This window comes from Buchnera aphidicola (Cinara strobi), assembly GCF_900560745.1.
GTDB lineage: Bacteria > Pseudomonadota > Gammaproteobacteria > Enterobacterales > Enterobacteriaceae > Buchnera_F > Buchnera_F aphidicola_AJ.
Genome location: NZ_LR025085.1, coordinates 311283 through 325075, shown reverse-complemented (window position 1 = coordinate 325075; position 13793 = coordinate 311283). Strand labels below are relative to the sequence as shown.

The 13793-nt window shown below is 21.8% G+C and carries 9 protein-coding genes and 3 tRNA genes; 5 read left to right on the top strand and 7 right to left on the bottom strand.

The window, feature by feature from the left end; genetic code table 11:
• Window positions 1-25: 25 nt before the first annotated feature.
• Together lysS and prfB are read right to left on the bottom strand one after the other, a co-directional pair.
• Window positions 26-1534 carry a lysine--tRNA ligase gene (gene lysS / locus EAO23_RS01400; protein WP_172575459.1) on the bottom strand — a complete coding sequence of 503 codons (1509 nt, stop codon included), beginning with the start codon at window positions 1532-1534 and terminating at the stop codon, window positions 26-28.
• Between the two features lie 16 nt (window positions 1535-1550).
• A protein-coding gene (gene prfB / locus EAO23_RS01395; protein ID WP_172575454.1) for a peptide chain release factor 2 occupies window positions 1551-2649 on the bottom strand; the annotation gives its coding sequence in 2 pieces (ribosomal slippage) (window positions 1551-2573 and window positions 2575-2649; 1098 coding nt in all).
• A gap of 156 nt (window positions 2650-2805) precedes the next feature.
• Here prfB and ygfZ point away from each other — a divergent pair.
• The gene (gene ygfZ / locus EAO23_RS01390; protein WP_158349146.1) at window positions 2806-3783 is read left to right on the top strand and encodes a tRNA-modifying protein YgfZ; all 978 of its coding nucleotides are present in this window, start codon (window positions 2806-2808) and stop codon (window positions 3781-3783) included.
• A gap of 313 nt (window positions 3784-4096) precedes the next feature.
• Here ygfZ and typA read toward each other — a convergent pair whose 3' ends face one another.
• Complete coding sequence (typA, locus tag EAO23_RS01385; protein WP_158349145.1) at window positions 4097-5929, bottom strand: translational GTPase TypA; 1833 nt, start codon at window positions 5927-5929, stop codon at window positions 4097-4099.
• 269 nt (window positions 5930-6198) lie between these two features.
• Between typA and yihA the strand changes: the two genes are divergently transcribed.
• Window positions 6199-6801, top strand: coding sequence for a ribosome biogenesis GTP-binding protein YihA/YsxC (gene yihA, locus EAO23_RS01380; RefSeq protein WP_172575453.1), 603 nt, complete (start codon window positions 6199-6201; stop codon window positions 6799-6801).
• A gap of 6 nt (window positions 6802-6807) precedes the next feature.
• Here yihA and EAO23_RS02080 read toward each other — a convergent pair whose 3' ends face one another.
• The 4 genes from EAO23_RS02080 to EAO23_RS01365 form a co-directional block, all read right to left on the bottom strand.
• Window positions 6808-8016, bottom strand: a complete 1209-nt coding sequence (locus EAO23_RS02080; RefSeq protein ID WP_231996018.1) for a DNA polymerase — start codon at window positions 8014-8016, stop codon at window positions 6808-6810.
• Window positions 8017-8268: 252 nt separating this feature from the next.
• Window positions 8269-9462, bottom strand: a complete 1194-nt coding sequence (locus EAO23_RS02075) for a 5'-3' exonuclease (protein WP_231996017.1) — start codon at window positions 9460-9462, stop codon at window positions 8269-8271.
• 405 nt (window positions 9463-9867) lie between these two features.
• Window positions 9868-11184, bottom strand: a complete 1317-nt coding sequence (gene eno / locus EAO23_RS01370) for a phosphopyruvate hydratase (protein ID WP_158349143.1) — start codon at window positions 11182-11184, stop codon at window positions 9868-9870.
• Between the two features lie 322 nt (window positions 11185-11506).
• Entirely contained in the window at window positions 11507-13150 is a 1644-nt protein-coding gene (locus tag EAO23_RS01365) for a glutamine--tRNA ligase/YqeY domain fusion protein (RefSeq protein WP_158349142.1), read from the bottom strand.
• A 151-nt stretch (window positions 13151-13301) separates the two neighbouring features.
• On the opposite strand from EAO23_RS01365, the gene EAO23_RS01360 reads away from it, so the two are divergent.
• From EAO23_RS01360 to EAO23_RS01350, 3 genes are all read left to right on the top strand, one after another.
• Window positions 13302-13375: transfer RNA gene (locus EAO23_RS01360), tRNA-Met, on the top strand.
• Window positions 13376-13402: 27 nt separating this feature from the next.
• Window positions 13403-13484, top strand: a tRNA-Leu gene (locus tag EAO23_RS01355).
• Between the two features lie 47 nt (window positions 13485-13531).
• A tRNA-Gln gene (locus tag EAO23_RS01350) sits at window positions 13532-13603 on the top strand.
• Window positions 13604-13793 lie beyond the last annotated feature (190 nt).

Below are 13793 nucleotides of genomic sequence, written 5' to 3'. Positions count from 1 at the left end.
AAACGAGTTATTAATTTTAATTATATTATAGTTTTTTTAAAATTGGAAAAAATATTACATCTTTTATGCTTTTCTGGTTAGTTAAAATCATGATTAGTCGATCAATACCGATTCCTAATCCTGAGGTAGGGGGTAGTCCATATTCTAAGGCAGTAATATAATCTTTATCATAATAGAAATTTTCTGATATATCTTTATTTATTTTTTTTTTAATTTCTTGTTTTTTAAATCGATTTTTTTGTTCTTCAGGGTCGTTTAATTCAGAGAATCCATTAGCTATTTCATATCCAGAAATAAAAAATTCAAATCTTTCAGCAAAATTATTTTTATCTTTTTTTCTTTTAGCTAGAGGAGATACTTCAATGGGGTATTCTGTAATAAATGTAGGTTGTATTATTTTTTTTTCTGTTGTTTTTTCGAAAATTAAATTAATAAATTCGCCAAGAGATGAGCAATTTGTAGTGTTTAAATTCAGTTTTTTTGTTATTCGTTTGATTTTTTTAATATCACTTAAATCAGATTTATGGATATTTTTATTAAATTTTATAATTGATTGAATCATTGTCATTTTTTTAATTGGTTTTTTAAAATTTAAAGAATGTTGGTGGTATGTAACAATTAATGAATTAGAAATTTTTTTTATTAAAAAAATAAATAAATTTTCTAGTAGATTCATCATATCTTTATAATTGCTATAAGACATATAAACTTCCATCATTGTAAATTCAGGATTATGTCTAGTAGAGACTCCTTCATTTCTAAAATTCCTATTTATTTCAAAAATTTTATCAAACCCTCCAATAATTAGTCTTTTTAAATAAAGTTCTGGAGAAACTCTTAGAAACATTTTTTCATTTAGTGAATTATGATAAGTAATAAATGGTTTTGCGTTTGCCCCACCTGGAATAGGGTGCATCATGGGAGTTTCAACTTCTATAAAATTTTCTTTTTTCATAAATTTACGAATATACGTAATGATTAATGATCTTTTTTTAAAAATTTTTGTAATTTTATTGTTAATAATAAGATCTAAATATCTTTTTCTATATTTAGTTTCTTGATTTTTTAATCCATAATATTTATCTGGTAAAGATCTTAAAGATTTTGTTAATAAATGTATTTCTTTGCAATAAATAGATAATTCTAATGTATTTGTTTTAAATATTGTGCCAGATACACCAATAATATCTCCTATGTCTAGATCAGTTATGTAATGTTTATAATAGTTTTTTGGAAATATATTACTTTTTATATATATTTGAATATTATAATTGTTATTTTTTATAACAAAAAATAAAGCTTTCCCTAAAATTCTTTTTATTGTGATTCTTCCAGCAACATTGGATGTACAATTTAATTTATATAAGTCATCTTTAGTATAATTTTGATATGTAAAATATATTTCTTTAATTTTATGTGTACAACAAAATTTATTTGGAAAATCAAAACCTAATGTACGTAATTTTTTTAGTTTATATTTACGATTGTTAATTTCTTTTTTTAAGGAATTATTTTTTTTTTCAGATTGGATCATGTTTGACATATTTTTTTTAAAATCCCATTTTTAAACTTGTATCGATGAATTGATTTAAATCACCGTTTAAAACATTCTGAATATCTTTTCGTTCTATTTTCGTTCTTACATCTTTTATTCTAGAGGCATCTAATATATATGAACGTATTTGATTCCCCCATCTAATATCTGGTTTATTTTGGTTAACTTTTTTTTTTTCCATTTTTTTCTTTTTATTTTCTATATTGTATAATTTTGCTTTCAGCTGTTTAATAGCTTTATTTTTATTTTTATGTTGTGATCTATTATTTTGACATTGTGTTGTTATCCCAGTAGGGATGTGTGTGACACGGACAGCTGATTCTGTTCGGTTAACGTGTTGCCCACCCGCTCCTGAAGATTTATATACATCAATTTTTAAATGTTTTTCCTGAATATCAATTTTTAAATCATTTTTTAATTCAGGATATACAAAAATAGAGCTAAATGAAGTATGTCTTTTTTTGCTAGAATCAAATGGACTTTTTCTTACTAAACGATGAACACCCGTTTCTGTTCGAAATAATCCAAATGCGAACTTTCCTTTTATTTTCAGTGTAACAGATTTAATACCCCCTATTTCTCCTATTGATTCTGAAATAATTGTTGCTTTAAATCTTCTTTTTATTGTGTATTTTATATACATTTTTAATAATATTTTTGTCCAATCCTGTGATTCAATACCTCCAGAACCAGATTGTATGTCAACATAGCAATTATTTGAATCATATTTATTTTTAAACATAGTATATATTTCTAATTTATTTATATTTTTTTTTAATCTACTATATTCTTTTATTATTTCGTTTATGATGATCTGATCACTATCGATTTTAAAAATTTTTATCCAATATTGTATATCTTTAAATATTGAATCAAGTTTTTTTATTTTTCCTATTTCTTTTAACAAGAAATTTTTTTCTTTATATAACTTTGATATTTTTTTAGGATGATTTTTGTAAATTATTTTTTTTATTTTTTTTTTAATTAAATTTATTTTTTTTATTTTTTTAAAATACTCAAAGATTCCTCTTTAATAATTTAATTCTATTTTTTATTTTTTTTATTTTTTTGAAAATTATAGAAGATTCTAACATTTTTTTCTCATTTTTTATTTATATAATTTTTAGTTTAATTGTAATTAAAATATATTTAAGTGTTACAATATATTATGTAACTTTAATAATATAATATTTTGGATGTAAATATCAATTACTTTATGTATATGTATATTTATAGGAGAAATTTTTTTGATGAATACAAATTATTCTGTTGATTCAGTTATTTACTTAAGCTCTGATTTACCTGCTACATGTATGGAATTAGATCAATGGTGTATAGTTCGTGTAACAGGTTCAGATAAAAAAAAATATTTAAATAGTCAATTTACTATAGATATGAATTTAATTCATAATAATGAATATAAAATTGGAGCTCATTGTAATATTAATGGAAAAGTATGGACTTCTTTTTTAATATTTTCTTATATTAATTGTTATTTTTATATTATTCGTTCTGAAATATTTAAAAAACATATCACTGAATTAAAAAAATATTCTTTATTTTCTAAAGTTAATATTACAAAAGAAAAAAATTTTCGTTTATTTGGATTATGCGGGTTTAATACTAAAGGGTTATTACAGAATATCTTTACTATCAATTTTAGTAATAAAAAAAATATTTTAATTTTTAAAAATTTAATTATTTTGAAATTTAATTTTATTTTTGAAAGATTTTTAATTCTAGTTCCTCAAACTGAATCAATTGATTTTTTGAACTCTATTAAAAGAAGTTTTAAATTTAGTAATTCTATTCAGTGGTCTTCTCTTGATATAGAGGAAGGTTTTCCAATTTTAGGAATGAAAACTTCTGGTAGGTTTATACTACAAACATTAAATTTAAAAAAATGGAATGCTATTAGTTTTAATAAGGGCTGTTATTATGGACAAGAATTTCTTTGTAAGTTTGAAAATAAACAGTTAAATAAATTTATTATTTGTTCATTAATTGGAAATAATTCCAGTTTACATATTCCAAGAATATGTGAGCATGTACAGTATACTGATAAATTTAATTTTAAATATAATATTGGTATAGTATTGTCATGGACACACGTATATCCAAAAAAGACATTATTACAAGTTCGTATGAAAAAAATTTTTTTTAATAAACAGCATATTTTTTCTATATTATCATGTCCAGAGTTATTTTTTAAAATATATCATATTTAAAAGAATAATTTTTTAAGTAGCTCTAATAAATATATGTTTACAATAATATCTTATCATGTATATATGATTAACATTATTTTTCTGAAAATATATTTTTATTTTATAGTAAGTTTTTATGTAAAATGATGATATATTTTTGTATATATAATATATGTAAGTTTATGAATTATAGCTTTAATGTTTATAAAAAATTTTTAATTTAGGATATTTTATTTAATAAAATAAGTTTTTTGTATAAAAAAAGAATCTTTTAATTATAAAGATTCTCTTTTAAATATTATGATTATAATAAAATATTTATGCTTAAGTTATATTATTTTTCAGATATATATAGATTATTTTTTTTATTTTTTTTTCTTTCATTTTCTTTTAAGTGGATTTTTCTAAACCTGATTGATTGAGGGGTAATTTCTATTAATTCATCATCATTAACAAAATTTAGAGCATATTCTAGTGTAACTTTTATTGGCGGTATAAGATTAATAGCTTCATCGGTACCTGAAGCACGCATATTTGTTAATTTTTTTCCAGTTAAGCAATTTACTGTTAAATCATTAGATCTATTGTGTATTCCAATAATTTGTCCTTCATAAACCGGTTCACCGTGTTTAATGAACATTTTTCCTCTATTTTGTAAGTTATTAATTGCGAAAGAAACTGCTGTTCCAGTACTTTTAGATATTAGTACTCCATTTTTTCTTTGTCCAAATGTTTTGTTTTGTATTGGTCCGTAATGATTAATTGAAGAAAAAAAAGTACCACTTCCTGAAGTCATATTCATGAACTCTGATCTAAAACCAATTAATGATCTACTAGATAAAATACATTCAATTTGAATTCTATTGTATTCATTATTTGTAATTTTCTGAATATCCCCTCTTAATTCACCTAATTTTCTTATTAACGCTCCCTGATGGTTTTTTTCAACATCTAATAATACTATTTCAAATGGTTCTGTTACAGTATTATTTTTATTTTTTAATATAACAGTAGGTCTAGATACCTCTATTTCAAATTGTTCTCTACGCAATTGTTCTAATAAAATTGATAAATGCAATTCTCCTCTACCTGAAACAGAAAAAATATTTGAATCTTTAGTTTCAGATATTTCTAGGGAAATATTTTTTATAGTTTCTTTTTTTAAACGTTTTAAAATTTGACGCGAGGTAATATACTTACCTTCCTTTCCACAAAAGGGTGATTGATTGACGCAAAAAAACATTTTAACTGTAGGTTTATCAATTTTTAAATTTGGTAACGGATGTAAAAAATTTGGATCACAAATAGTATCAGAAATTGAGATGTTATGTAGTCCTGTAATTGCAATAATGTCACCTGCATATGCCTTTTTGATTTTTTTTTTTTTTAATCCCTGAAATTTTAAAATATTATTAATTTTTCCAATATATATTTTTTTTTTATTTCTTAAGATAGCAACATTTTGACCTGTTTTTAAATTGCCTTGTTGTATTTTTCCAATACCAATCATCCCAAAATAATTATTAAAATCTAGTTGTGATATTTGCATTTGAAAAAATTTTTTTTGTGATATAATAGGATTTGGAGTATATTTAATAATAGCATTTAGAAGTGGTTTCATACTATTTTTCATTTTATCTGGCTGATTTCCAGATCTTCCTAATAAGGCAGAAGTGTATATAACAGGGAAATCAAGTTGCTCATCACTAGCTGATAGATTCACGAATAGATCAAATATTTGGTTAATGACCCAATCTGGTCGTGTTGTTGGTCGATCCATTTTATTAATTATTACTATTGGTTTAATTTTATATAAAAATGATTTTTTTGTAACGTATCTTGTTTGCGGCATTGGACCTTCAAAAGCATCTACTACGAGTAAAACAGAATCTACCATAGATAATATTCTCTCTACTTCTCCTCCAAAATCTGCATGCCCAGGTGTATCAATAATATTGATATGATAATTTTTCCATTTGATGGAAGTATGTTTTGAAGAAATTGTAATTCCTCGTTCTTTTTCTAATTCATGAGAATCCATAATTCTGTCGATTTTCTCTTCATGCTGTTTAAATGTACCGGATTGCTGCAGTAATTGATCGAGTAATGTTGTTTTTCCGTGATCAACATGAGCAATAATTGCAATGTTTTTGATGATTTTCTTCATACAAATACCTAATTTTAAATAGTTATATAAAAAATACAATGATTTATAAGAATTTTTAAATAATATCATTTTTTTAATTTATTTTATTAAAAGTTAATTGAATTATTTTAGACAATTTCATAGAAGTTTTTTAGTATATAACTTGTTTTTATTTATTAACAATCTATTAAAAAATATTATTTTGTAGGATACAATTGATAATAGTAGATAGAGTTAATATTTATTTTTATTTATTAATAGATTTATTAGTTAATAAGGATAACATAAATTTGAATAATATAAAATTCGATAGAACCTTTTTTTTAAAAAGTATTGTTGACTTTAATACTTTAAAAGATTTTTTAGGAATAGAAGTTGCTTTTTTAGGTTATTCTAATGTTGGAAAATCTAGTATTATTAATTGTTTGACTAAAAAAAAAAAATTAGCACGTATTAGTAAATTTCCAGGGAGTACTAGTACTATAAATTTTTTTAGCGTTTTTTCAGATTTTAGAATCATTGATTTCCCTGGTTATGGATATTCTAAAATAGGTCGTGATAATAAAATATCTCTTACAAAAAGTTTATTTTTTTATTTAAAAAAGAGACAGTGTTTAAAAGGAGTTGTTTTACTTTCTGATATTCGTCACTCTATAAAACCTATAGATCAATTGATTTTGAAAATCATAAAGCAAAGATTACTTCCTGTTTTAATAATTTTAACAAAAAGTGATAAAGTTTCTAAACAAGAAGAAAAAAAAATAGTTTTAAATGTATACAAAAAATTATTATCTTTACACATGAATGTTATTATATGTAGTTTTTCTAAGTTTAATATGGTTAATATGCCTATTATAGAAAGTAAATTATCTGAATGGTATTCATCTTCTTAATTTTCTTTAACATAATTTTTTTATTTCTTTCCAGTTTTTTCCAGTTTTTATCACAACATTAAGAGGTAAAATTAATTGAGTGCTTTGCTCCATATGATACTTAATAATTGGTATTAAAATGCTTTTTTTTTCTTCTTTAATTTCAAATATTAACTCATCATGTATTTGCATAATTATTTTAGCATCATTTAAAAATTTTTTTTTAAAAGTATCATCTATATGAATCATAGCTTTTTTTATAATATCGGATGCTGTATTTTGTATAATTGAGTTAATACAAAAACGTTTAGCATTTTTTTTTAAAATCGTATTTTTTGAATTAATATTAGGGATATATATTTTTCTTCCAAATAGTGTTGTAATTGATTCTTCTTTTTTTGCAGCGTTGTATGTTTCTATAATATATTTTTTAAGTTTTTTATATTTTTTAAAATAGGAAATAATATATTTTCTTGCTTCTAATATTGAAATGTTTAGTTTTTGGGATAATCCAAAAGGACTAATTCCATATAATATAGAAAAATTTATAGTTTTTGCTATATTTCTATGCAACGGTAGGATTTTTTCAGTGGGAAGTTTAAAAATATGACTCGCCGTATTTTTATGTACATCATTATTTTTTGATAAATCTTGTATTAAATTTTTGTCTTGCGAATAGTGTGCAATAATCTTTAATTCAATGTGCGAGTAATCTGCAGTTATTAATAACCATTTTTTTTTTACTATAAATGCAATTCTAATTTTTCGTCCTAGTTTTGTTTTTATAGGAATATTTTGTAAATTTGGATTACTAGAAGATAATCTTCCTGTTGATGTAGATGTTTGGTGGTATGTAGTATGTATTCTTTTAGTTTTTTTATTTATTGAGTTAATTAAATTTTTTAAATAAGTATTTTTAATTTTGTTTAGTATCCTATATTGTAAAATCATTTTAGGTAATTTATGGATTTTAGATAATTTTTCGAGTACTTTATCGTTAATAGAAATTTGGCCTTTTTTTGTTGTTAAAATATGAGGCAGGTGGTATTTATCAAATAATATTTTTTTTAATTGATTTAGAGAGTTAATATTAAATTTTTTCTTGTTTAGTAAATATATATTTTTTTTTATTTTTTTTATTGTCTTAGTGATTTTTTTTTTTTGTTTTTTTAATATTGTTTTTTTTATTAAAACTCCATTATTTTCTATTGTTGTCAATACTGTTAATAAAGGCATATCAATCAATTGAAATATTTGTTTATTAAAATTTTGGATATATTTTTTTTTTTCTTCGTCATATCGTTTAAATGAGATAAGTGTGTCTTGAATTAAAAAATTTATTTTTTTTTTTTTAAAATATTCTGTATTTTTTTTTTTTTTAATATTTTTTAATTTTTGGTTATTTTTATTTTGTAATTGATAAAAATAATTAATTATTGAGAGATTAAATTAAATCCCGTTTAATTTAATATTAAATTTTTTAAAAAATCAAAAAATTTTTTTTAGATCATTTCCTATTTTTTTATATTTATTATTTTCTAATATAGGTTTAAGCATTTTTAGTATGATTTTTTTATTAATTTCTTTATTCTTTTTTTTCGTTGAATTGCAGGAATACCACCATGTATAATTTTTTTTTAAAGTAATTGCAATAAAAAAATTTTTTTTTCTAAATGTTATTGCTATAGAAAATATTTTTTTTTTAATTATTTTTTTTATAATATTAGTAAGTATTTTTTTATTTGTAATTTCAATTTTTTTTTTTTTATTTTTTTTTTTGTGATATATATTAATTATAGGAAATTGATTAAGATCTATATCTTGTAAATATTTTTTTAGTTGATAATATTTTAATTTTTTTTTTAGTTTTGAAAGATTTAATTGACAATTTTGAAATATATCATGCAAGTTATCTAATTTGATATTTTTATCAATAGTGGTTAGTTTAGATGATAATAGAGCTTGATTTTTATTTTTTTTTAAATTGATTATTATTTTTTTATAATTTCTAATTTTTAGAGTAGATATTTGTGATATATTTTGATAAATTTTTTTAACAGATAAAAAATTCTTTAAAAGAATAGCTGCTGTTTTTTTTCCTATCCCCGGGACTCCAGGGATATTATCAGAAATATCTCCAACTAATCCCAAAAAATCGGCTATACATTCTGATTTTATACCAAATTTTTTATAGACGTCATTTTGATTAAGTATATCTTTTTTTATAGTTCCGGGTATAATAGAAACATTTTTGTTAATTAGTTGAAGCATATCTTTATCAGCACTGTATATTAATACATAATATTTTTTTTTTATAAATTTATCTGATAAAGTTCCTATTATGTCATCTGCTTCAAAATTATTAACTTTAATTGCAGGTATTCCTAAGTATTGAATAATTTTTTTTAATGGAGAAATTTGTTTTTTTAAATCATCAGGCATAGCTGGTCTATTAATTTTATATTTTTTATATAATTTATGTCTAAAAGTTTGAACCGAAGAGTCAAATGCAATAATTATTTTTTTAGGATAGAATTTAGTTATTAATATATTTAATATTTTAATATATCCATATAATACTCCAGTCGGATGTTTTGAATCATTTTTTAATTTTTTAAAAGAAAAATAGGTTTGGTATAAACAGTAGTTTCCGTCTATTAATATTATATTTTTTTTTTTCATATATACCTCATGAAGATAATTTGATTTACTGGAGTTATAACAAACGATATTTAGTAAAAATTATATAACTGTGTTAACATGAAATAATTTTAAAAGATTTTTTAATTTTACAAATTATTATTAATTTAATATTTTTTTGATTTTTTATGTTGTAGTACATGATATTTTAGCTTTTATTTCATGGGAATAATTATTTTTTTATTTTTTATTTTTATTAGATTAAGAATATTATTCCTCAATACGTGATTCAGTTATTGAACGATTTTTTAAAAATTTAATTTTAATTAAAATATTTTTTGGAGAAATTTATTTTTAAGAAGATATTTTTATTATTTTAATAGTAAGAGAGGGGATTTCAGGCCCCCTCTATTTAGGATAGATTATTTATTTTCAATAAATATGTTTTTAAAAATTTTTTTTAAGTATATTAAAGTGATCAATTTTTTTTTTGAATGTTTCTTTTTGAAGTGGTAAAAATTCTTCTATTCTAATAAGTCTATTATATTTTGCTGTTCGCTCAGATCTACATACTGATCCTGTTTTTATTTGACCGGCTGATGTTCCTACAGCAAGATCAGAAATACTAGTATCTTCAGTTTCCCCTGATCGATGTGATATTATTGTAGAATACTGATTTTTTTTTGCTAATTGAATCGTTTCTAATGTTTCAGTTAAGGTTCCTATTTGATTTAGTTTAATTAAAATAGAATTTGCAATTTTATTTTTAATTCCCTTTTTTAGAATTTTTTTGTTAGTTACAAACAAATCATCTCCAACAAGTTGTATTTTTTTTCCTAAAATTTTTGTTTGGTATATAAATCCTTCTAAATCATTTTCATGTTGCCCATCTTCTATAGATATAATTGGATACTTTTTAGTTAATTCTTCTAGATAATGAGTGAATTCTTGAGAAGTAAATTCTTTTTTTTCACTTTTTAACTGATATCTATTCGTATTTTTATTAAATATTTCTGAAGCAGCGCAATCTATTGCAAAAGCTACTTCTTCCCCTAGACTATATCCTGCTTGTTCTACCGCTAAACTAATAATAGACAAAGTTTCTTCGTTAGATTTTAAATTAGGAGCATATCCTCCTTCATCTCCAACACAAGTTGAATGTCCTTTTTCTTTTAGAATTATACCTAATTTGTGAAAAATTTCTGAACTTATTTGAACAGCTTGTTTTATATTTTTAGCTCCAATTGGTTGTATCATAAACTCTTGAATATCAATATTGTTATTAGCGTGAGCGCCTCCATTAATGATATTTACCATTGGTAATGGAATAGAAAATTGATTTTTTGAATTATTTAGATGGGAAATATATGAATAAAATGGTATATTTTTTTGAGATGCAACAGCTTTTGCTATTGATAAAGAAACAGAAAGAATGGTATTGGCTCCAAATTTTGATTTATTTTTTGTCCCATCCAATTCAATCATAAAATAATCTATTTCTTTTTGATGATCAGCTATTTTATTAAATAATGCTTTTGAGAGATTTTTATTAATATATTTTACTGCTTTTTGTACCCCTTTTCCAAAAAAACGATTTACTTCACCATCTCTTAATTCTAATGCTTCTTTGGATCCAGTTGAAGCGCCTGATGGGACAGAAGAGCGTCCAATATGCCCGCTATTTAAATGAACTTCAGTTTCAATAGTAGGATATCCTCTAGAATCTAGAATTTCTCTAGAAAATATTTTTTTTATTTTTGACATTTTTTTCTCAATGTATTTAATGAATTTTTATAAAAATAATTTTTTTATATTTTTAAAAATATTTTTAATAAAAATATATGAGTGATTTTTATTTAATAATTTATTTTTTTAATTATAAAAATTTATATATATAAAATATGATTTTTATTTTTTAAAAAAATTTTAAAAAAAATTCTTATATGTAATTACTTTCTTTCCTAGAACTACTATATTTATAGTTTATTTTACTATAAAAAAAAGTAAAAAAAATATTTTTATTTTACTTATAATGATCAGTAAAGAAATTTACTTAAAAATATTTAATTAAAATTAAAAATATTAATTAAGAAAAATTTTTATATTTATTTTTTAATGATACAATTCTATTAAAAATAATAATTTTATTTTTTTCTTTTTGTTTTTTTTTTAAAAAATATCCAATTCTTTCAAATTGATAAGCATGTTTGATTATTTCTTTTTTCACAATAGATTCAACATATCCATTTTTTATGATATATGATTTAGGATTATAGAATTTCATGATATCATCTTCTTTTTCTGGGAATTTAGATTTAAATAGTACATCAAATAATTGAAATTGAACTGGAATAGAATTTTTAGTAGACACCCAGTGAATTATATTATATTTTTTATATTGTTTTGTTTCTTTAGGATAATATTTACATAAAATAATGATATTTTTGTTTTTTTTATTTTTTAAAATTTTTTTTGCTTTTATTGTATATGCATACTTTAATTGAACTTTTTTTCCTAATACTAATCCCTTATAATTTTTTTTTTGTTTTTTGCAAAAATCTTCTTTATCAATATATATTTCTTTAGAAAAAATAATGGTTCTTTTTCCCATATCTTTTATTTGAGGATGATTTGGTGCTTGTAAATTTTCAGTATGGTTTTTTTCAAGGTTTATAATGATAATTTTAATAGGATTAATTATAGCCATTCTTCTAGGAGAGGATTGGTTTAAATCATTGCGAATACATGATTCTAATAAATTTAACTCGATAGTATTTTGTTGTTTAGTAACTCCTACTTTTTTGCAGAAATTTTTAATAGCAGTACTAGTGTATCCTTTTTCTCGTAATCCTGATAATGTATATAATCTTGGATCTTTCCATCCTTTTATTAGTTTAGATTTGATCAATTCTTTTAATATCCTCTTAGATAGAATTGTATATTCTAGACTTAGTTTAGAAAATTCGTATTGAAAAGGTACTTTATTATTAAAGTTTAATTTTTTTAATATCCACTCGTATAGTTTTCGATTATCTTGAAATTCAAGTGTACATAAAGAATGAGTAATATTTTCTAAAGCATCTACAATACAGTGTGAAAAATCATACATAGGATAAATGCACCATTTTTTATGAGTTCGATGGTGTTTAGAAAAAATAATTCGATATAAGATTGGATCTCGTAAAATAATAGATGAAGATTCCATATTTATTTTTGCTCGTAAGCACATAGATTTTTCTGGGAAAACCCCAAGTTTCATTTTTTTAAAGAGAATTAAATTTTCTTGAATAGTTCTATTTCTAAAGGGACTATTTTTCCCAGATTTTTTTAATGTTCCTCTATATTTTTTAATTTCTTGTGGATTTAATTCTTCTACATACGCAAGATTTTTTCGGATTAACTGAATAGCATATTTATATAATTTATCAAAATAATCTGAAGTATATGTTGGTTTTTGGTACCAATTAAAACCTAGCCATTTTATATCTTTTTTTATTGCATGAATGTATTTGATTTTTTCTTTTTTTGGATTAGTATCATCAAATCTTAAATGGCATTCTCCTTTGTATCGATATGCGATATTAAAATTTAAATATATAGATTTTGCATGCCCTATATGTAAATAACCATTTGGTTCAGGAGGAAATCTTGTTTTTATTTTACGACGTGGTTGCTTAAGAATTGATTTTTCTACTATTTTCGTAATAAAATTTTTTTTTTTAGTTTTCATAAAAATACCTTTAATAATTTTAGTTAATGTATTATGAAAATTAATATTTTATATTTTTATAATAAAAAATATTTTATTTTTAAATTTTTATTGTAAAAATGATTATAATTGTGTAAAATTATTATTCAAATAAAATATTCAATAACAATTTGGCTATGTAGCTCAGTTGGTTAGAGCGCAGCACTCATAACGCTGAGGTCACGAGTTCGATTCTCGTTGTAGCCATAAAAATAATATTTTATATTTTTTTTTGCGGGAGTGGCGAAAATGGTAGACGCACCAGATTTAGGTTCTGGCACTGAAAAGTTTGCGAGTTCAAGTCTCGCCTTCCGTATAAATTATCATTTATTTTAATATTTTCATTTATAATATCATAAATATTGGGGTATAGCCAAGAGGTTACGGCACCGGTTTTTGATACCGGCATCCCTGGTTCGAATCCAGGTACCCCAGATATAAAATTTATTTTTTATAAAGATTTTATTATCTTTTTATAAAAATTTAATTAATTTTATTAATAATTTTTTTAAAAAATTAAATTTTATTTTTTTTTAAATATTTTTAATATCAATAGTTTTAATAATAATTAAATTTATTTTTAAATATTTTTAATATTATTGAATATTTTTTTATTATTATTTTT